At 53.3% G+C, this 21,096-nt stretch carries 19 protein-coding genes; 17 read left to right on the forward strand and 2 right to left on the reverse strand.

What is annotated here, in order from left to right:
• Nucleotides 1-158 precede the first annotated feature (158 nt).
• Entirely contained in the window at nt 159-767 is a 609-nt protein-coding gene (rsmD, locus tag GC101_RS24000; RefSeq protein WP_171719324.1) for a 16S rRNA (guanine(966)-N(2))-methyltransferase RsmD, read from the forward strand.
• Nucleotides 751-1,269 carry a pantetheine-phosphate adenylyltransferase gene (coaD, locus tag GC101_RS24005; RefSeq protein WP_144026102.1) on the forward strand — a complete coding sequence of 173 codons (519 nt, stop codon included), beginning with the start codon at nt 751-753 and terminating at the stop codon, nt 1,267-1,269. Before rsmD ends, coaD begins: the two co-directional genes overlap by 17 nt.
• Here coaD and GC101_RS24010 read toward each other — a convergent pair.
• Nucleotides 1,241-2,494, reverse strand: a complete 1,254-nt coding sequence (locus tag GC101_RS24010; RefSeq protein ID WP_171719325.1) for a nucleoside recognition domain-containing protein — start codon at nt 2,492-2,494, stop codon at nt 1,241-1,243. The genes coaD and GC101_RS24010 overlap by 29 nt on opposite strands.
• A gap of 160 nt (nt 2,495-2,654) precedes the next feature.
• On the opposite strand from GC101_RS24010, the gene GC101_RS24015 reads away from it, so the two are divergent.
• Entirely contained in the window at nt 2,655-3,695 is a 1,041-nt protein-coding gene (locus GC101_RS24015; RefSeq protein ID WP_052421855.1) for a SepM family pheromone-processing serine protease, read from the forward strand.
• Here the strand turns inward: GC101_RS24015 and GC101_RS24020 are convergent.
• Nucleotides 3,685-4,923 (reverse strand): nucleotidyltransferase, encoded by a 1,239-nt coding sequence (locus GC101_RS24020; RefSeq protein ID WP_171719326.1) that lies wholly within the window; start codon nt 4,921-4,923, stop codon nt 3,685-3,687. The two genes, GC101_RS24015 and GC101_RS24020, sit on opposite strands and share 11 nt — an antisense overlap.
• Nucleotides 4,924-5,127: 204 nt before the next feature.
• Here GC101_RS24020 and GC101_RS24025 point away from each other — a divergent pair, with 204 nt between their 5' ends.
• The 14 genes from GC101_RS24025 (at nt 5,128) to GC101_RS24090 (ending at nt 21,086) form a co-directional block, all read left to right on the forward strand.
• On the forward strand, nt 5,128-5,649 hold the full coding sequence (locus GC101_RS24025; protein WP_171719327.1) for a YceD family protein: 522 nt from the start codon (nt 5,128-5,130) through the stop codon (nt 5,647-5,649).
• A 53-nt stretch (nt 5,650-5,702) separates the two neighbouring features.
• A complete protein-coding gene (gene rpmF / locus GC101_RS24030; RefSeq protein WP_019911234.1) occupies nt 5,703-5,876 on the forward strand; it encodes a 50S ribosomal protein L32 in 174 nt (57 codons plus the stop codon).
• Between the two features lie 312 nt (nt 5,877-6,188).
• Nucleotides 6,189-6,785 carry a transcription factor FapR gene (fapR, locus tag GC101_RS24035; RefSeq protein WP_039307413.1) on the forward strand — a complete coding sequence of 199 codons (597 nt, stop codon included), beginning with the start codon at nt 6,189-6,191 and terminating at the stop codon, nt 6,783-6,785.
• Complete coding sequence (plsX, locus tag GC101_RS24040) at nt 6,769-7,761, forward strand: phosphate acyltransferase PlsX (protein WP_171719328.1); 993 nt, start codon at nt 6,769-6,771, stop codon at nt 7,759-7,761. The genes fapR and plsX overlap by 17 nt, the downstream gene beginning before the upstream one ends.
• A 4-nt stretch (nt 7,762-7,765) precedes the next feature.
• Complete coding sequence (locus GC101_RS24045) at nt 7,766-8,755, forward strand: beta-ketoacyl-ACP synthase III (protein WP_171719329.1); 990 nt, start codon at nt 7,766-7,768, stop codon at nt 8,753-8,755.
• A 90-nt stretch (nt 8,756-8,845) separates the two neighbouring features.
• Nucleotides 8,846-9,769 (forward strand): ACP S-malonyltransferase, encoded by a 924-nt coding sequence (gene fabD / locus GC101_RS24050; protein ID WP_171719330.1) that lies wholly within the window; start codon nt 8,846-8,848, stop codon nt 9,767-9,769.
• Between the two features lie 51 nt (nt 9,770-9,820).
• A complete protein-coding gene (gene fabG / locus GC101_RS24055) occupies nt 9,821-10,570 on the forward strand; it encodes a 3-oxoacyl-[acyl-carrier-protein] reductase (protein WP_039307455.1) in 750 nt (249 codons plus the stop codon).
• Nucleotides 10,571-10,691: 121 nt separating this feature from the next.
• Nucleotides 10,692-10,925 (forward strand): acyl carrier protein, encoded by a 234-nt coding sequence (locus tag GC101_RS24060; protein WP_039307421.1) that lies wholly within the window; start codon nt 10,692-10,694, stop codon nt 10,923-10,925.
• Nucleotides 10,926-11,146: 221 nt separating this feature from the next.
• On the forward strand, nt 11,147-12,385 hold the full coding sequence (gene fabF / locus GC101_RS24065) for a beta-ketoacyl-ACP synthase II (protein ID WP_171719331.1): 1,239 nt from the start codon (nt 11,147-11,149) through the stop codon (nt 12,383-12,385).
• Between the two features lie 12 nt (nt 12,386-12,397).
• Entirely contained in the window at nt 12,398-13,102 is a 705-nt protein-coding gene (gene rnc, locus GC101_RS24070; protein ID WP_039307426.1) for a ribonuclease III, read from the forward strand.
• 192 nt (nt 13,103-13,294) lie between these two features.
• The gene (gene smc, locus GC101_RS24075) at nt 13,295-16,864 is read left to right on the forward strand and encodes a chromosome segregation protein SMC (protein WP_171719332.1); all 3,570 of its coding nucleotides are present in this window, start codon (nt 13,295-13,297) and stop codon (nt 16,862-16,864) included.
• Nucleotides 16,865-17,006: 142 nt separating this feature from the next.
• Nucleotides 17,007-18,005, forward strand: a complete 999-nt coding sequence (gene ftsY / locus GC101_RS24080) for a signal recognition particle-docking protein FtsY (RefSeq protein WP_171719333.1) — start codon at nt 17,007-17,009, stop codon at nt 18,003-18,005.
• A gap of 892 nt (nt 18,006-18,897) precedes the next feature.
• Complete coding sequence (locus tag GC101_RS24085; protein ID WP_171719334.1) at nt 18,898-19,071, forward strand: hypothetical protein; 174 nt, start codon at nt 18,898-18,900, stop codon at nt 19,069-19,071.
• 551 nt (nt 19,072-19,622) lie between these two features.
• Nucleotides 19,623-21,086, forward strand: coding sequence for a circularly permuted type 2 ATP-grasp protein (locus GC101_RS24090; RefSeq protein ID WP_042136925.1), 1,464 nt, complete (start codon nt 19,623-19,625; stop codon nt 21,084-21,086).
• Nucleotides 21,087-21,096 lie beyond the last annotated feature (10 nt).

Genomic DNA, 21,096 nt, shown 5'->3' on the forward strand with positions numbered 1-21,096 from the left:
CGGACTTTTATACATCCGTTCTCCAAAACTTCTGAACTGCGCATTGTGACAAAGTCGGACAATCTTTTTATTTCACGGATTAATTGTGGTACTATAGGCTTGGACTTATGCCCTGAAACGGCATAATAAACAGAGACATAAAAGCAGGTGGATGATCGGTGAGAGTAATATCGGGCACTGCAAAGGGCAGGCCGCTTAAGAGTGTTCCAGGCAAGGGCACCCGGCCTACAACCGATAAAGTGAAGGAAGCGCTATTCAGTATGATCGGGCCTTATTTTGAAGGCGGAACGGCCCTGGATCTGTATGCCGGTACCGGGGGGCTTGGGATTGAGGCCTTGAGCAGAGGGATGGAAGCAGCCGTATTTGTGGATATGGAGCAGAAGGCGCTCGACACTGTGCGTGCGAATCTAAAGGCAGCCAAGGTGGAGGCGCAGGCCGAAGTCTACCGCAATGATGCCGGAAGAGCACTTGCTGCGCTGGAGAAGCGGGGGAGAGCGTTTGATCTTGTTTTTCTGGACCCTCCGTATCGTCTGAAGCACGGGGATGAGCTTATGATGACGATGGCAGCCAAGAATCTGCTGAAGCCTGATGCCGTAATTGTGCTTGAGCATGAATCGGGTTATGAATATCCGGAGAATATACCGGGATTCAGCAGGACACGGCAATCCGTATATGGGGAGACTACGATCTCAATCTATCAGTATGAAGCTGCTCTGCCGGAAGTTGGCGTCAGTGGCGAGGAGGTTAATGATGAGTCTGCAAATTAGAAAAGAGCGTGTGGCAATCTATCCCGGAACCTTTGATCCGGTAACCCTGGGGCATATGGATATTATTCACCGTGCAGCGAAACAGTTCGACAGGCTGATTGTGGCGGTGCTGAACAATTTAAGCAAGAATCCGTTATTTTCAGTCGAGGAGCGCACAGAGCTTCTGCGCCAGGCTACAGCGGACATCCCGAATGTAGAGGTCGACAGCTTCCGTGATCTGCTCGTTAATTATGTCCGGCAAAAGGATGCACAGGTGATTGTCCGGGGAATCCGAACGGTCACGGACTTTGAGTATGAACTGCAGAATGCATCCATTAATCATAATCTGGATCCCGAAGCGGAAACGATATTTATGATGACCAATCCGAGATATTCCTATCTTAGCTCAAGTGTGGTTAAGGAAATTGCCCACTTTGGCGGGAATGTCTCGGATTTTGTAACGCCTGAAGTGGAACAGGCCATGAAGCTTAAGTTCAAGCGGATGGATGGCGGCGCCAAGTAAAAAGCTTTAGAGCCACTGATAAGCTTAACAGGAGCAGGAGTATTAGTCCCTGCAGACTAAGGATCTGAGGGAACAAGCTCCATATTCCGGTTGCAGTGCCCAAGCCGGGTTCCAGACTGCCTGAACCGGTACCGGTGAAGACCGGAAGTACAGCGGCGCGGATACTTACGAGCGGCTTCCATAGCAGGAAGGTTAGTGCAAAGGCGGTTAGTCCATGCAATAACCGGACTGCAGCAAACGGGAGAAAGCGGACATTAGCCGGTTTAAGCACCGTCAGCGCCTGAAGCTGTGCGCAGATTCCGCTCCAGGCAAGCAGAGCTGACAGCAAAGCGGGACCGAGAAGACTGCCGGACAAGAACCCTCCAGGGCTGGCAGAATCCGAGGTTAACGCATGGGCACCGAGGTGAATCTCAAACACTCCGGCAGCCAGCGGAGACGGGAGCTGCGGCAGCAGCCTGGTGATGATGTTAATAACTACAGCGAACATGATCATATAGCCGCCTACGATCATCAGATTCTGGACGGCGGCGGATACAGATTCGCCGAGCACCTTGCCGAAGCCCCGTCCGTCTCTTGCGCGGGCATCCAGTGCCGCCTGATGGATTCGCCCGGGCAAGGATGCTTTTTTGGCGCGCGGGCCGCTGCCGGGCAGTCTGCTGACAGTGGCGGCGGCCCCGCTGTTCTTCCGCGTTCCGCTGAAGAGAGCGGATAGCCATCCGGCGGCAAGGCCTGACAGCCAGTGAATGGCAAGCAGGGCATATCCGGCTGCCGGACTGTGCAGAAAAGCGGTGCCGACGACAATAAGCAGTGTAACCGGGCTGGCATAATGGACCATGGAGGCCAGACGTCCGGCATCCTTGTCCGTGATGTCCCCCTGCTTATGCAACTGCATCACCGCTCCGGCTCCGGCCGGGAAGCCGGCGGTGATTCCGAGCACAAGCGTCCAGCCGCCTGCTCCGGGAAGCCGGAACAGGCGTTTCATCAGCGGCTCCAGCAGGACGCCGATGCCATGCACGAACCCTGAAGCGGTCAGCATCTCTGACAGGATCAGGAATGGCAGCAGTGCCGGGAAGACAAGGGTCCACCAGAGCTTCAGTCCCGCAAGGGAAGCCTTGAATGACGATTCCGGTGCCAGGACAATCGCTATAGCGAGCAGGATCGCCGCCGCCCCTGATAGGAATGGAGCCGAACCCCGGAAGAACCGCCGTATTGTAAAGTTAATCATTAGTAGCATCACCTCTTCATAGCTTAGGACATGGGCAGAGCTTGTTATCAATTTATGCAGGGGAGACAACCATCATGCCACAGCCGGAGAGAAGCTCCCGGCTCCTGGCAGCACATTCCAATGCCGGGGCTGCATGCCGCGGGAAAGAAGGGGAAGAGACTTGAGGCAACAGAAACGCCGTGTGGGTATCCGCGCCACAGCCTACTTATTTACATTTGTGGTCATTCTCTATGTTGCTGTCTTTATGAATACTCCGTATATTGTGTATCAGCCGGGAAGCGCCTCCGAGGTAGCCCCGATGATCAAGGTGGAGAATGCTGATCCCGAGGAGCAGGGCACGTTCATGATGACTACCGTATCTGCCAGTTATGCCAATGTGGCTCTTCTGGTCGCCTCCGTATTTAACTCGAATGCAGAGGTTGTCCTGAAAGAGACCCGCCTGCAGGATAAGACGGAGCAGGAATACGCGGCTGAGCAGGTCTTTTATATGAACAGTTCACAGTCGTATGCTGTACAGGCCGCTTATCATGCTGCCAAAGTGCCGTATGAGGATATTGTGGATTATTTGTACGTGTTCTCGGTGCCGGACGCAACCAATCAGGGCCAGTTCAAGCCGGGCGACAAGATTATCAGTGTGAAAGGACAGCACGCAGCCGATCCGGCGGCTCTGTCCGCCTTGCTGTCCGCATACAAAATCGGCGATACCGTTGAGGTAGTCCTGCAGCGTGGAGGCAAGGAAATTTCCGAGCAGGTGAAGCTGGTGGAGGTTAAGGATAAAGAAACCTCGGCCGGACGGCCGGGCTTCGGGGTTGTTATCGGAGCCGTTCAGAAGGTACAGCCTAAGGAAGAGGGGAAAGGCGTCAGTTTTGTGGATACGAATGTAGGAGGACCTTCCGCAGGACTGATGTTCACCATGGAAATCTATAACCGGCTCACTCCGGGGGATTTGACCAAGGGCCACCGGGTAGCAGGTACGGGTACAATAGATGCAGAGGGAAATGTGGGGGCAATCGGCGGAGTGAAGCATAAGATTGTGGCTGCTGACCGCAAAGGTGCCGAATTCTTCTTTGTTCCGGTCAAAAACTATGAAGAAGCCAAGGCGAAAGCTGACCAGATCGGCACAGACATGAAGCTGATTCCGGTATCGACTCTGTCAGACGCGCTGAAATATATGGAAGAACAGCCGGTCATCAAATCCTGACCGGCGGCTCCAGATAATCGCTGTACAGATCATTTCGTACAGGATCGGCATAGGCAGCAGCGAACACAGCTGCCGCCTGCAGATCCCGCTCCAGTATGGGATGGGAGAAGCGCGCAGGGCTTGTCACTACCGGAAGTGCCGCGCGCTGCTTCATTTGCTTCAGCAGCCTGCGGCCGCTCTCCCGGAAGCCGAGAACCCGGATATAACCCGGACCCTGGGCCAGCGCGGCCGGGGTCATTTCTTCTTTGCTGTGATTCAGCAAGGTATGAAGCAGCAGACGCTGCAGCCGTGTATGGGTGTAGCGTCTGCTCTTCAGCTCCTGCAGAAGACCGGCGACCGTGAACCTGCCGAGCTGGGGAAGGATGCGGAGTATCCGGTTCTCCAGCCCTTCATTCATATCCTGCACCGTCCGCAGCTCGGCTGCTGAGTGTGTGGAGAGCACGTGGCGCAGCGGAGCCCGGAAGTCCTCGAGCATGACCGGCCCCCGGCCCGCTGCATGCTCTCTCTCCAGGATGGACACGCTATACTCCGGCATGTATGCCGCCGGAGAGCCGCCTTCCTGCAGCAGCCTGCGGATTGCTGTCGCACTGGCAATGGACGACCCGCCCTGCAGCGGGTCGTGGAAGCCCGCGCCGGTCCGCGGCACGGTGAAGGGCCTGATCGCGCTGCCGAGCCGCTGCAGCGCGATCAGATAGTGCAGGCCGAGGCTGTTGTTGGGCTGCCGCAATAGAATTTCGGCATCTGCCGGTTTCTCCTCTCCCATGAAAGAGGCCTTCCAGGCCGCCGCCGCAGCTGCGCTGTATGCGGCGGGGAATCCCGCGCCCTGCGCCATGCGCGCGCGGATCTCGTCCTTAAGCGCGCTGCTCTCCTCGGCCAGGAATCCGGCCAGGGGGAGCAGCGCGCCCAAAGTGCCGGCTTCGGAGCCGAAGCACAGGCTGTCCACGACGCCGGTCGCCTCCAGCAGGAATACCGCTCCGAAGGCGAACCATTCCGCCGGCTGGACAGCATACACCACCGGCAGCTCAATCACGAGGTCGGCGCCCATATGGAGCGCCATCTCGGTGCGGGCGCGCTTGCTGACCGCCGCCGGCTCGCCGCGCTGGGTGAACGGGCCGCTCATGATGACGATGGAGCTTTCGGCTCCGGAGATTCTTTTGGCCTCGCTGAAATGGTGGACATGCCCGTTATGTAAAGGGTTATATTCGGCTATAATGCCTACAGTTGTCACGTTTGCTTCACGCCCTATTCTGGGATATCTGACGATCCGGGTTCCGGATTCAGGCTCATTTCTTCCCGTTTTTTGCAGATTTCTTGCATTAAACTTATGTATATCATAAATTGTCTCTGTGCCTGAAACAATATAAAGGAAAAATGGTTGACAAAGTCCGGTAATAATAGGTATAATAAATTTTGTTTGTTTGGAGTGATAACTATGAACATTCACTTTCGCAAATTAGCGAATGCCGACGAGCCCCTGATCCTCCACGATGTTGTGGATGTCAGTGAGGTTGTCAAAGGGCGCAAGGATATTCTTGCTGTTGCACCACTCTCAGTAGACCTTAAAGCGCTGCCCGCGGGAACCGATAGTGTGAACGTGGTGGGAACACTGAGTGGAGAAGTGGACATGTTATGTTCACGTTGTCTCACGGAGGTTAACAGTAAGCTGAACATTCCTTTCGCTGAGACTTTCAAGTGGCTTAAACAGCCAATTCTTCCGGAAGATGAAGGTGAGGAACTCATTTACATCAAGGATGAGATTGTGGATCTTATCCCCTATGTGGAAGAAAATTTCGTACTGCACTTACCAGATTCGGTATTGTGCAAGGCAGACTGTCTTGGTCTTTGTCAGAAATGCGGACAGAACTTGAACGAAGGCACCTGCAGTTGCGACAACACAGTGATCGATCCAAGACTCGCTGGGTTGAAAGGATTCTTTACCAAGCAAGATAACTAAGAACAAATCCCGGGTTATTACGGGTCAAAACCAAAATCAGGAGGTTGATTAACATGGCAGTACCACAACGCAGAACGTCCAAAACACGCCGTGACAAGCGTCGTACTCACTTTAAACTGGTAGTTCCAGGTATGGTGAAATGTGAACAATGCGGAGAGCTGAAGCTGGCTCACCACGTATGCAAAGTTTGCGGAACATACAAAGCAAGAGAGATCATCAAACAATAGTTTGCATATTTGCATATAAGAGTAGCACTTCATCTGCCGGTGAAGTGCTATTTTTTTGGGGATATATGAATTTATATGCTTTACATGATAGTTTCCTTCTGATTCTTGCAACGTATCCCTAAGCCCGCCGCGGGTTTGCGCGGGTTTTCAAGTCAAAGCTTTATTTTTGCGGCGTCATGCTTTATACTACATATTAGTACCTGGTTCTAATTGTTAATTAAGAACAGAGAGTTATAACTACAAGCGGCCACTCTTGCGGCCGGATGCTTTTCATTAAAGGCATGTGCCAGGAGGTGAGTCGCCATCGAACGGTTGTCCAAGAAAGAACGGCAGCAGCAGCTGCTCTCAATCATTGAAGGTAATCCTTTTGTAACGGACCGGGAATTGACCCGCCAGCTGAAGGTGAGCATTCAGACGATCCGGCTGGACCGGATGGAGCTGGGGATTCCGGAGCTGCGTGAACGGATGAAGCAAATGGCAGAGCACTCCTATGATCAGGTCCGCTCGCTGCCTGTCGACGAAGTGGTTGGTGATATAGTCGATTTGCAGCTGGACCGGAGCGGGATTTCAATTTTTGAGATCCGTGAAGAGCATGTCTTCTCCAGAAACGGAATTGCCCGCGGCCACTATGTCTTCGGCCAGGCGAATTCGCTGGCAGTTGCTGTTATCAATGATGAAATTGCCCTGACCGCTTCAGCCGATATCCGGTTCGTGCGCATGGTCCGGCTGGGTGAGAAATGTATCGCCAAAGCGCAGGTACGCTCGCTTGCAGGCCGGAACGGCAAAGCTGAGGTGGACGTGTTTACATATGTTGGAGAAGAACTTGTATTTCAAGGCCATTTTGTAGTGTACCGTTCTGCAATCGAAGAGTACAGCGAAGGGGGAAACCGGAGTGCTGATCGCCATTGATGCCATGGGCGGGGATAATGCTCCTGAGTGTAATGTAGAAGGGGCCCTGGCCGCTGCAGCGGAGTGGAGTGATACGCAGATCGTGCTGGTCGGTGATGAAGCCAGACTTGCGCCGCTGCTGAAGAACAAGCCGTCTAATGTGACGGTGCGTCATGCGGGGGATGTAATCGGTTCCGATGAGGAGCCGGTGAAGGCGGTCCGCCGTAAAAAGGATTCGTCCATGGTAGTCGCCGGACGGATGGTGCGCGAAGGTGAAGCCGATGCCATGATCTCGTCAGGCAATACCGGAGCACTTATGACTACGGGGCTTCTGGTTGTGGGAAGAATGCAGGGTATAGAACGTCCTGCCCTGGCACCGATGATACCGACGCTGGATGATGTCGGCGTATTAGCCCTGGACCTGGGTGCCAATATGGATGCCAAGCCGCAGCATCTGGCCCAATATGCCTTGATGGGCAGCATATACCGCAATAAGGTCCATGGCATTGCGAAGCCCCGGGTAGGCCTGCTGAACGTAGGGACTGAGCCGGGCAAGGGGAATGAGCTGACCAAAGAAGCTTATCCGCTGCTTGAAGCTTTGACAGGAATTCATTTTGTCGGCAATGTGGAGGCGCGGGATGTGCTCACCGGAGCCTGCGATGTGCTGGTCTGTGACGGGTTTGCCGGCAATATCCTTCTGAAGACGCTGGAAGGAACGGCAGGGGCCATGTTCGCTCTGCTTAAAGAGCAATTCAGCAAGTCGCTTAAGACTAAGCTGGGCGCAGCCATACTGATGCCGGAGCTTAGAAGTCTTAAGGGCAAAATGGATTATAAGGAGCACGGCGGAGCGCCGCTGCTCGGTCTTAGCGGTCTCGTAGTGAAGGGGCATGGTTCCTCCGACGGCAACGCGGTGAAGAATGCGGTAAGGCAGGCCCGGATTGCGCTGCAGGCGGATCTGGTAGCCAGTATATCCAGAGAAATTACGGGAAGTGAGTGACGATATGAAACAATTACGTCCGGTAGGAATCATTGGTACAGGTAAATATGTACCCGAAAGAATATTGACCAACAGCGATCTGGAGAAGATCGTTGACACAAACGATGAATGGATTGTCAGCCGTACAGGAATCCGGGAACGGCATATTGCCGCTCCGGAACAAGCCACATCCGATCTTGCTTATGAAGCAGCGCTGAAGGCACTGGAATCCGCTGGCATGAAGGCGGAAGATCTTGATCTTATTATTGTGGCCACAGTTACACCGGACAGCACTTTCCCATCCACAGCCTGTATTCTTCAGGACAAGCTGGGCGCGAAAGGGGCTGCGGCCTTTGACCTGTCGGCAGCCTGCTCCGGGTTTGTCTACAGTCTGGCTACGGCAACCGGCTTTATCCAGAACGGCATGTATAACAATGCGCTTGTTATCGGTGCGGACACATTGTCGCGCATCACGGATTATACAGACCGCAACACCTGTGTACTGTTCGGTGATGGTGCCGGCGCAGTCATCGTAGGTGAAGTTCCGGAAGGCCGCGGCTTCCAGTCCTTCGATCTTGGCGCTGAAGGTTCCGGCGGCAGCCTGCTCAAGATGGAAGCAGGCGGTTCACGTCTGCCGGCCTCCCAGCAGACGGTAGAAGACAAGAAGCATTTCATCTATATGAACGGCCGTGAAGTATTTAAGTTCGCAGTGCGCGTGATGGGCACGGCTACGGAACGTGTGCTTACCAAAGCAGGATTGACCAAGGAGAATATCGACTTGTTCGTGCCTCACCAGGCCAACATCCGGATTATTCAATCGGCGATGCAGCGTCTGGATCTGCCGCCTGAGAAATGTGTCATCAACGTTGATAAATATGCGAATACTTCAGCGGCATCCATTCCGCTGGCACTTGTGGAAGCAGCAGAGGAAGGCCGGATGAAGGAAGGCGACACTGTGCTTATGGTCGGCTTCGGCGGCGGACTCACCTGGGGAGCTTCCGTACTGATCTGGTAAAGAAAAGGGCAATACTAACAGAACGAAGCGGTTCTATCCTGGCATAAGGCGGGAGGAGCCGCTGTTAACGGGAAGGGAGCTTTTAGCATCATGGGTAAAATCGCATTTGTCTTTCCCGGTCAGGGTGCACAGGCAGTTGGTATGGGTAAGGATGTATATGAAGCCCTGCCGCAGAGCCGTGCAGTATTTGAAAAGGGTGACGAAGTACTTGGATTTCCGCTAAGTAAGCTTATATTTGAAGGACCTGAGAGCGAGCTTAAGCAGACTGTCAATACACAGCCGGCATTGGTTACAGCCAGTGTGGCTTATCTGGAAGCACTGCGGGATTTAGGGGTAACGCCTGATTATGTAGCAGGTCACAGTCTTGGTGAATACAGCGCTCTTGTAGCCGCCGGGGTCCTCTCTTATGAGGATGCAGTGCGGCTGGTACGTCTGCGCGGACAATTCATGGAAGAAGCTGTACCAGGAGGACAAGGGGCTATGGCTGCTACACTTGGCGCAGACCGTGCGGCCCTCTCGGAACTTTGCCGCAGTATTTCAGAGGCTGGCAATTCCGTTGAGCTGGCTAACGTCAACTGCCCGGGACAGATCGTGGTTTCCGGCACCGTGGCTGGCGTGAATGAAGTGGTGCAGCGTGTTAAGGAAGCAGGCGGCAAACGGGCAATTCCGCTGGAGGTCAGCGGCCCGTTCCACTCTTCATTAATGAAGGAAGCAGCTGAACAGCTGGCTGCAGAGCTGCAGAAAGTAACCTTTAATGCTCCTGTTATGCCGGTAATCGTCAATGTCACAGCTGCCCCGGTTACGGATCCGGAAGAGATTCGTAATCTGCTGGTAGCGCAGGTATTCTCTCCTGTACTCTGGCAGGACAGCGTGGAATGGCTCATTGCAGACGGCGTGGACACTTTTGTAGAGATCGGCTCCGGCAGCGTGCTGGCAGGCCTGATCCGCAAAATTGACAAGAATGTTAAGCTCGTGAATATCAACAGTCTGGGGAGCGCTCAGACTGGCTGGTAATCCGCTTGGCATGAGAATAGCGGCATGATTATTGAAGGGGGACAACTGGAAATGTTTGCAGCACTCAAAGGTCAGACCGCCCTTGTTACCGGCGGTTCCCGGGGGATTGGCCGCGCAATTGCACTGGCACTGGCGGAGCAGGGCGTGAAGGTTGCCGTGAACTACTCGGGCAGCCTTCAGGCGGCAGAGGAAACTGTAGCCCGGATTCAGGAGCTGGGCTCGGAAGGAATTGCTCTGCAAGGGAATGTCGGTAATAGCGAACAGGCTGAGAACCTCGTGAAAGAGGTTATTAACACTTGGGGAAAAATTGATATTCTTGTGAATAATGCCGGCATTACCCGGGATAATCTGATTATGCGCATGAAAGAGGAAGAATTCGACCAGGTCATCGAGACGAATCTGAAGGGTGTGTTCAATTGCCTGAAGGCAGCGACACGTCCGATGATGAAGCAGCGTTACGGCCGGATCATCAATATTTCCTCTGTCGTGGGTGTGACGGGTAATCCCGGTCAGGTGAACTATACGGCTGCCAAAGCAGGGGTTATCGGGATGACGAAATCCGCGGCACGCGAGCTGGCTTCACGGGGAATTACCGTGAACTGCATTGCGCCGGGGTTCATCGATACCGATATGACCCGTGAGCTGTCCGATGAAGTCCGCAGTGAGCTGGTTAAGGGGATTCCCCTTGCTAAGCTTGGGCGGGCGGAGGACATTGCTAATACGGCGGTATTCCTGGCCTCGGAAGGGGCAGCCTACATGACAGGCCAGACACTTCATGTGGATGGCGGAATGTACATGTAAGGTAACGCCAGCGTTAGATCATTACGGGGGAAGAGAGCAGAGGCGGCCAGAAAGCGTTTTTTGTGCTCTATGGTATTTTGACTTCATATCTCGTATAATACCAAAAGAGGAGGTGAACCGGATGTCCGATGTATTGGAGCGTGTAAAACGCATTGTCATCGACCGCTTAGGTGCCGATGAAGCTGAGGTAACATTAGAAGCGTCTTTCAAAGATGATTTAGGTGCTGATTCTCTTGATGTAGTAGAATTGGTTATGGAATTGGAAGATGAATTCGATATGGAAATCTCTGATGAAGATGCAGAGAGTATTACGACCGTGGGTGAAGTTGTGAAGTACATACAATCTCATACCTAGAGTCATATGATTGAGGGTCCCGTTCCTGCCAGGGCGGGACTTCTCCTCATTTTAAGGTAATTTAAGGACAGCAGCAAAGGGTGCATGAGCATCTTTATGGGGAAAATAACAGAACCGCAGATTGGTTAATCTTGCGGCGACTGCAGTTTATATAGACTTCTGGCCGGAATACTTTTACATGTTGTGGAAGCATTTACAGCCTACAGATGGGGTGAACGCGTTTGAGTCAAAGAGTGGTTGTTACAGGTATGGGAGTGATGACATCGCTGGGCAAGGATCTGGAAACGTTCTGGGACAGTCTGATGAGCGGTACATCCGGAGTATCTCTTGTTGAAGCTTTTGATGTCAGTGAATATACTACGCGAATCGCGGCTTCGGTCAAGGATTTCAATGCTGAGGAACGTTTCGGCCGTAAGGAAGCCCGCAAGATGGACCGTTTCGTGCAATTTGCGGTTGCTGCCGGCGAAGATGCCCTGAAGGACAGCGGACTGAAGATTGGCGAAGATATCGATGCTGAACGTATCGGCGTTTCTGTCGGCTCCGGTATCGGCGGTCTGGGTACTTGGGAAGACAATCACAATCTGCTGCTGGAAAAAGGCCCGAAACGGGTCAGCCCGTTCTTCATTCCAATGATGATTGCCAACATGGGCTCCGGCCAGCTGTCGATCAATCTCGGCGCCAAAGGGCCGAATACAACGACGGTAACCGCTTGTGCCACAGGCAGCCATTCCATTGGCGAATCCTTCCGCCTGATCCAGCGCGGTGATGCGGATGCGATGATCTGCGGCGGTGCAGAAGCAACCATCCGTCCTACAGGTATGGCAGGCTTTTGTGCAATGAGAGCCATGTCCACCCGCAATGACGAGCCGCAGAAGGCAAGCCGCCCGTTCGATGTTGACCGTGACGGTTTTGTTATGGGAGAAGGCGCAGGAATCCTGATTCTTGAATCTCTGGAGCATGCAGAGAAACGCGGAGCCAAGATTTACGCCGAAGTGATTGGTTATGGCCTGAGTGCCGATGCCCATCATATGACGGAGCCTGATCCTGACGGTGCAGCACGCTGCATGAAGATGGCGATCCGCGATGCCGGAATTAATCCGGAGGATATCGATTACATCAATGCGCATGGTACATCTACACCGGTAGGCGACAAGTCGGAAACCGCGGCTGTGAAGAAAGCTCTGGGTGAGCACGCGTACAAGGTAGCAATCAGTTCCACCAAATCAATGACAGGCCACTTGCTTGGTGCTGCCGGCGGTGTGGAAGCGATTATCTGCGGTCTTTCGCTGCAGAAGGGCATAATTGCTCCTACGATTAATTTGGACAACCCTGATCCGGATTGTGATCTGGATTATGTTCCGAATGTGCCCCGCAAAGCGGATCTAAATATCGCGATGTCGAATTCATTCGGATTCGGAGGCCATAACGCGACTGTTATACTCAAAAAATATAATAAGTAGGGGGACAGTGCAGTGAAAGGAGACCTGAAGCAGTTACAAAGCCAACTTCAAATCCAATTTCACGATCCTGTACTTCTGAAGCAGGCTTTTACCCATGCATCTTATGTGAACGAACACCGTTTCAATCAGCATCAGGACAACGAGCGCCTGGAATTTCTGGGTGACGCTGTGCTGGAGCTTACGGTGTCCGAATACTTGTACAATCTGCTCCCGGACAGGCCTGAAGGTGAACTGACCAAGCTGCGTGCCGCTATTGTATGCGAGCCGTCGCTGGTCCGGTTTGCCGAGACGCTCGGTTTCGGACGGTTTGTGCTGCTGGGTAAAGGGGAAGAACTTACGGGCGGGCGTACCCGCCCGGCTCTGCTGGCCGATGTGTTTGAAGCCTTCGTGGGAGCGCTTTATCTCGATCAGGGACTGGAAACGGCCCGGAAGTTTCTGGATAATCACGTTTTCCCGCTGGTCGAAACCGATGGTAAGCTGCAAATGCAGATGAGCGATTTCAAAACTGAGCTTCAGGAACTGATACAGCATCATGGCATGGGTACGCTGGAATATCGGATTATTGAAGAACGCGGACCGGCGCACGAGCGTGAATTCGTATCTGAAGTGTTCATGGCCAGCCGTTCGCTGGGCAGCGGCAGCGGCCGTTCCAAGAAGGAAGCGGAACAGCAGGCAGCCGCAGCGGCGTTATTGCGTCTGAAGGAAGACGGGGCCTGAGGTAGACTTGAACAGCAAAGCTGAGCAAGCGGAGTAGAGCAGCAATGGTCTGAATGCCGGCGTTTAGGCGGAAGTCAGACTTTTGCTGCTCTTTTTCGAAATGATAGATGTAACAGGGTGCCCGGATTGGAGTTTGACGATTCTAGGCAAGGAAACGCTATGGTATAATGGGTTAGAGGTGATAGGCGAGTTATGTTTCTGAAACGGATTGAATTAGCGGGCTTCAAATCATTTGCCGACAAAACGGAAATGGAATTTGTGCGCGGAATTACGGCCGTAGTCGGCCCGAACGGAAGCGGCAAAAGTAATATTTCCGACGGCATACGCTGGGTGCTTGGCGAACAGAGTGCCAAATCACTGCGCGGCGGTAAAATGGAGGATATTATCTTTGCCGGAAGTGATGCCCGCAAAGCGGTCAATTATGGCGAGGTCTCCCTTACGCTGGATAATGAGGATCATGTACTGCCGCTGGATTTCAGCGAGGTTACGGTTACCCGCCGTGTGCACCGCAGCGGAGAAAGTGAATATTTAATCAATAAGCAAGCCTGCCGGCTGAAGGATATCACAGAGCTGTTTATGGATACCGGGATCGGACGCGAGGCTTATTCGATTATTGGACAAGGCCGGATTGAAGAGATACTCAGTACCCGTTCTGAAGACCGGAGGGGGATATTTGAAGAGGCTTCGGGGATTGTTAAATATAAATCACGCAAAAAAGACGCCGGACGCAAATTGGACGAGACCGAGCAGAATTTGCTGCGGATTCATGACCTGATCAGTGAGCTTGAGGATCAGGTGGGACCGCTGAAGGATCAGTCTGAGAAGGCTATCCGTTACAAGGAACTGCGTGAGCAGCTGAAGCATCTGGAGATCTCCGTATATGTGCATCAGATTGAAGGCATACATACGGCCTGGCAGGAGGGGAATGCCCGGCTAGAGCTGCTGAAGGATGAACAGCTGGAGCTGTCAACGGTAGTCTCCGCCCATGACGCCAAGCTGGAGAGCGGCCGTGCCGAGCTGCGGAGCCTGGAGCAGGAAGTGGAGAAGCTGCAGGAGCAGCTGCTGCATTACAGTGAAGCGAATGAGAAGAGCGAAGGCTACGGAGAGCTGCTCAAGGAACGCCGCCGCAACCTGGAGAACAACCGCGAACAGCTGATGCAGACCCTGGGTTCTGTAGGGGAGCGTTCGGAGGGACGGCAGCGTGAGCTTGCCGAGCTTGAGCATAAGCTGAAGCAGTCCCGGCAGGCGCTGGAGGAACTGCGTCTGCAGCTGGCTGATGAAGAATCCAGGCTGCAGGGTGTTGCCGGGGGCATCAGCCAGAGCAAGGAAGAGAAGCTGAAGAGCGCGCTGCTCGAGCTGATGAACCTGATGGCTCAGGCGCGCAATGAAATCCGCTATGCGGATCAGCAGAAGGAGAGCCTGGAGAAGCGGATGAGCCGCAGCCAGGAAGAGAGCGGCAAATGGACAGCCCGGCTGGAGGAGCTGACATCTGCCCAGAGCGGGCTTAAGGATAAGATTGCCGGACTCGGCAAGGAAATCGGCCTTTTGCGCGGTGCGTACATTACGGAGAGCGAGCAGACCGGTAAGCGGCAGAAGCTGCTGGAGGAAACGCAAAGCGGCCTGCGTAAATGGGAGCAGAAACGCGAAGCCCAGGTCTCCCGGCATGAGACGATGAAGGAAATGCAGGATGATTTTGACGGCTTCATGCTTGGGGTTAAGGAAGTGCTGAAAGGTGCCCGCAAAGGACAGTTAACCGGTGTACACGGCGCGGTTGCTGAACTAATCTCCGTTCCGGAGAAGCTCGAAATGGCTATCGAGACGGCCATGGGCGCTTCGCTGCAGCATGTTGTTATGGAGAACGAAGCTGTGTCCCGGCAGGCGATTGCTTTCCTGAAGCAGCGCCAGCTTGGACGGGCGACCTTCCTGCCGCTGGATGTCATCCGGCCCCGTCAGATTACCGGCAGTGACCGCAGTATGGTGGAAGGTGCCGAGGGGTTTGTCGGAATCGGTTCTGAGCTGGTTGGTTTCGAGGAGAAGTATTCTAGCATTGTAGGGAGTTTACTGGGGAATGTGGTTATCGCTGAGAGCCTGGAGCAGGCGAACCGCATTGCGGCCAAATGCCAATACAGGTACAGAGTCGTAACGCTTGAAGGAGATGTTGTCAATGCCGGCGGTTCGATGACCGGGGGCAGCCAGCATAAGAAGAACAATAGTCTGCTCAGCCGCAAACGGCAGCTGGACCAATTGTTCGGCGAGATTGAAGAGAGCGAGCAGCAGATTGCCAAGCTGAAGCAGGGAATCCTCCGTCTGCGCACCGAGCAGGACAAAGCGGCTCAGAAGCTGGAAGAGCTGCGGCATGACGGTGACGAGAAACGTCTGGAAGAGCAGCGGGTATCCGGTGATCTGAAGCAGCTGGAGCAGGAGCTTCGCCACGTCAAGGAGCAGGTAGAGGGTGCGGGCGCAGAGCGCAGCGGATTCGAGAATGAGGTCCGCGGCTTCGAAGAGACCCGCAAGCAGGCGGAGGCGGAGCTTGCACGGCTGGAGAAGGAAGAGAAGGAAGCCCATGAGGCCATCCGGAACGCCGAATCCGACCGTAAGGCAAATGAAACCGCCAAGGAGGAGCTGCAGGGTAAGCTGACAGGCATGAAGGTTACGGAAGGGAAGCTGGACCAGGAGATATTCTCCCTGGAGGAGCAGCTGCGGCGTATGCGACAGGATGCCGGCTCGCAGGAGAAAGAGCTGCGGCAGAGCCGCAGCCTGCTGATGACCATCGAGCAGGATCTGGAAGAGAATACACGCGAAGCTGTGAAGCAGAAGGAAGATGTGAACAGCTTACGGCTCAAGAAGGAAGATACCTCAGCGAAGCTCGACCTGGCCCGTGCCGACCGCACCGCGATTTCTCGCAAGCTGGAGCTGGCCGAAGGAGAGACCAAAGACCAGCGGCAGGCGCTTAAAGTGGTTGAAGACAAGCTCCGTTCAACGGAGGTTGCCGTCGGGCGGCTGGATGTAGAGCTGGATAATATACTGCGCAAGCTGAGCGATGATTATGAACTTAGCTATGAGCTGGCTAAGCAGCGTTATCCGGTTCCCGAGGATGTGCCTGCAGCGCAGATGGAAGTACAGCGTCTGAAGCGCAGCATCTCCGGACTGGGTGAGGTGAATCTGGGCGCCATTGAAGAGTATCAGCGGGTGCATGAACGCTATACCTTCCTCAGCGGACAGAAAGATGATCTGGTCGAAGCCAAAACTACGCTGTATCATGTCATTCATGAGATGGAAGAGGAAATGTCCAAACGCTTCAAGCAGACCTTTGATGCTATCCGCCGTGAATTCGGCACGGTATTCTCAAAGCTGTTCGGTGGTGGACGGGCAGACCTGATGTTGCTTGATCCGGAGCATATGCTGGATACGGGGATTGATATTGTTGCTCAGCCTCCGGGCAAAAAACTGCAGAACCTGCAGCTTCTGTCCGGCGGGGAACGCGCATTGACCGCTATGGCGCTGCTGTTCGCGATCCTTCAGGTTAAGCCGGTACCGTTCTGCGTACTGGATGAAGTGGAAGCGGCGCTGGATGAAGCCAATGTCGTGCGCTTCGCCCAATATCTGCGCGAGTTCTCGGAGCAGACGCAGTTTATCGTAGTCACCCACCGCAAAGGAACGATGGAGGAAGCCGATGTTCTCTATGGCGTGACCATGGAAGAAGGCGGCGTATCCAAGCTCGTATCGGTGCGGCTGGAGGATGAAGAGGCGGAAATTGCCTGATAGGCAGATGCTTGCGAAGCGAGTTTGCTCGAAGCAAAATCAATGATGGTAATGCTCACAAACTTAGGCAGATGCTTACGAAGCGAGTTTGTTCGAAGCCAATCAATGAAGTTAATGCTCACAAACTTTTAGGAGGAACAATATGAGCTTTTTTAAGAAACTGAAAGAAAGCATCTCCGGCAAAACGGAAAGTGTAACGAAACAATTCCGCGACGGCCTGGAGAAGACCCGCAAGGGCTTCGTTGAGAAGGTCTCTGATCTGATCATCCGCCGCAAAAAGATAGATGAAGAATTCTATGAAGAGCTGGAGGAGATTCTGATCGGTGCCGATGTTGGCGTCAATACAGTAATGAATCTGGTAGAAGAGCTTCGCGTCGAAGTGAAGCAGAAGCGGATCGAGGATGCTGCAGAGCTGCAGCCGATTCTCTCCCGCAAGCTGATGGAGCTGCTGCGCGGAGATGACGATAACAGTCTGAACGAGAATCCGGACGGCATTACAGTGATTCTGTTCGTCGGCGTGAACGGGGTCGGTAAGACTACAACGATCGGCAAGCTGGCGCACCGTTATAAGCAGGAAGGCAAGAAAGTACTGCTGGCGGCAGGCGATACTTTCCGTGCGGGGGCAATTGAACAGCTCGAGGTCTGGGGCCAGCGCGCTGGCGTGGATGTGATCAAGCAGCAGGCAGGTTCTGACCCGGCAGCTGTTATGTTCGATGCGGTACAGGCTGCCAAGCAGCGTAACGTAGACGTACTGATCTGCGATACCGCCGGCAGACTGCAGAACAAGAGCAATCTGATGGAAGAGCTGAACAAAATCTTCCGGGTCATTCAGCGCGAAATACCGAGTGCCCCGCATGAGGTACTGATGGTGCTGGATGCAACGACCGGCCAGAATGCACTGAGCCAGGCCAAGCTGTTTGGAGAGAAGAGCGGCGTGACCGGGCTGGTGCTGACCAAGCTGGACGGCACCGCGAAGGGCGGAATTGTAGTAGCCATCCGCCAGGAGATGAATCTCCCGGTGAAGCTGGTGGGTCTGGGCGAGAAGATGGAAGACCTCCAGCCGTTTGATTCCGACCAGTTCGTGCATGCCCTGTTCGCAGGCATGATCTCCGAAGAGGAAGAGACCGAAGGACAAGCGTAATATCCGGGTCTCAACTCCTGCTCCACCAGTATGAACGTAATCTATAAGGCCTCCAGGGCGAAAATGCCCTGGGGGCTTTTTGGTTGTATAGGAAATTACGATATTCGTCAGTTGTGGATAAGCTTCTCTGGAAATAGGAGCAGGTCCGTCTGAAGGACGAATGTGTTCTTGTATCCGGAATTCCACAGAATCCCCGGAAGTCGGAGGCTTGGAAAATCAAAGGGATAAATCCCTTTGATTCCGCTGAAAGTGGGAGGCAGGAGGAAATCAAAGGGATAAATCCCTCTGATTCCGGCGAAAGTGGGCGGTAGGAGGAAATTAAAGGGATAAATCCCTCTGATTCAGCTGAAAGTGAGCGGAGGCGGGAATGAGGGGCAAAAGTGCCCCTGAATCCGCCAAAAGTGGGCGGCAGGCAGGAATGAGGGGCAAAAGTGCCCCTGAATCCGCCAAAAGTAGGCGGCAGGCAGGAATGAGGGGCAAAAGTGCCCCTGAATCCGCCAAAAGTGGCCGGCAGGTAGGAATGAGGGACAAAAGTGCCCCTGAATCCGCCAAAAGTGGGCGGCAGGCAGGAATGAGGGGCAAAAGTGCCCCTGAATCCGCCAAAAGTGGGCGACAGGCAAAAATGAAGAGCATTAGTGCACTCGATTTCAACAGATTCTGCCCTGGAAGCAATCAGAATAGAGCAATGTGAGATGGCTTAAAATCTACATCAGCTGTACAGGCCGCATAGCTCAGGCTGATTCACCCGTTAGGGTGATTTTGTTCGTATGGGAAACTATAGACTGCATGAATTGTGAAAAAGGCATAGTTGAATCTGGAAATCTGGAAATCTGGAAATCCGGAAATAAGGAAGTTTAGCATACGAAGAACCAGTTTCATGGGGGAAGTGGAAGTGGAAGTGGAAGTGGAAGTGGAAGTGGAAGGTAAAGGTAAAGGTAAAGGTGAGAGTGAAAGTGTAGATGTCAGTGTAAGGTTAGAGGAAGCTGCAGCTGCAGTCAGTATGAGGAGCGGACTGAGAGGAGCTTATTTCCTGAAAAAACCGCTTTTTGATAGTGAAGCGGACTGAGATTCCGTTATCCTGTTCATTTGAGCTGAAAATGAGGCGTCAGAAGTCATATAAGGGATTCTCAGTCCGAATGCTCCGCAAATCACCGGAATTTGCAAGAATAGCTGAATTTCAGTCCGCATCATAGGTGATGGGCATGAAGCAGCCCCACTCACTTCTTTAAGTCATGAAGCGATCGAACCCGCTTTTTTAAGTCATGAAGCGGCCCGCCCACTTTTAAATAGAAGGAACGGCTGTTGTTTTACCAAAAACACTATAAAATAACATCATATGAAAAATTCATAATAGTACTGCTTGTCAGCGCTCCTGCATACAATTTGATGTATGATTCCCATTAGCACGCCTCCAAGGCACCTTTAAGAGAAAGGAAGCGATTCCAATCATGCGGGATGGTTCATAAACTCCATTTTGCTGTTATATATATTGACATGAACATTATCATTTACGTATTATGAAGTTAGTATTTAATATTTTCATGATAAATTCCTAAAAATTAAGCTAATTTGTCAACAAACTTTACACACCACACTGATCCGAGAGGAGTCGGGCTCATGTCCAAACTAGATCCTTTGCCCGGTGTAGCTCCGTATCCATTGCAGCATTTTTACGACGAAATGTATGCCGATGAACGGAGTATCCGGCCTCATTACAAGCATGTGAACCGCATGTTTTCCGGGATGAGCCCCGAAGAGCTGCAAGGCAAGCAGAAGCTGATGCAGCGTCGGATGATGGAAGAAGGCATTACTTTTACACTCTACAACCCGGCACAGGATCAACCGATGGAGCGGACAATTCCCTTCGACATGATTCCACGGATCATTCCAAAGGCAGAATGGGAGCGGCTAGAAGCCGGCATTGTGCAGCGGATTACAGCACTTAACCTGTTCATTCATGATATTTACCATGAGCAATATATCGTGAAGGACGGGATTGTACCCCGGCGGATGATTATATCCAACTGCTATTTCCGGCCGGAAATGACTGGACTTCGGGTCCCTGGCGGTGCGTACGTTACTACCTCGGGGATCGACCTGATCCGCCATCATGACGGTGAGTATTATGTGCTTGAAGATAACTTGCGTACGCCTTCCGGCTTCTCCTATCTATTCAAAGGCAGATCCCTTATGAACCAGCTCTTTCCCGAATTATCGTTCGCCAGCTCGATCCGCGATGTGGATCACAGTTTGAACCGGTTCCTGTCGGTACTGCGTAGCCTTTCCCCTTCACGCACCAAAGATCCGGTGATCGCTCTGCTGACCCCTGGTGAATATAACTCCGCGTATTACGAGCATGCTTTTCTAGCTCAGCAAATGGGGATCCACCTGGTAGAAGGACGGGATCTGGTAGCCCAGGACCACAAGATCTACCTGAAGGAAATGAATGGCCTGCGCCGCGTGGATGTACTGTACCGCCGTCTGGATGATGATTTCATCGATCCTTTGGCTTTTCAGCCCAGCTCACTGCTTGGGGTTGCCGGCTTAATGAATGCCTATCGTGCCGGGAATATCGCAATTGCCAATGCACCAGGAACCGGCGTTGCAGATGACAAGGCCATGTATGTGTATGTGCCGGATATGATCCGTTATTATCTCAATGAAGAACCGATTCTGGGCAATGTTCCGACATACCTGTTATCCCGGCCGCAGGAGCGGCAGTACGTGCTGGATAATCTGTCCGAAATGGTAGTGAAGGAGACCTCACTCTCCGGCGGATACGGCATGCTGATCGGAAGCGAGGCGACCAAGCAGGATCTGGTGGATTTCCGGCTTAAGATTCTGGCGGAACCGGAGCGGTATATCGCCCAGCCCATAATGTCGCTCTCCCGTGCACCGGTATTGTCGGGGGCGTCCATGGCGCCGCGCCATATTGATCTTAGAGCATTCGTGCTAATGGGGGCTGACCGCAAGCCCCATGTGATTCCAGGCGGTCTTACCCGGGTGGCGATGCGCGAAGGCTCGCTGGTCGTGAACTCATCACAAGGCGGCGGAGTGAAGGACACTTGGGTAATGGCCTAGCGTAATATGG

This window comes from Paenibacillus phytohabitans, from assembly GCF_013141775.1.
GTDB lineage: Bacteria > Bacillota > Bacilli > Paenibacillales > Paenibacillaceae > Paenibacillus_AQ > Paenibacillus_AQ phytohabitans.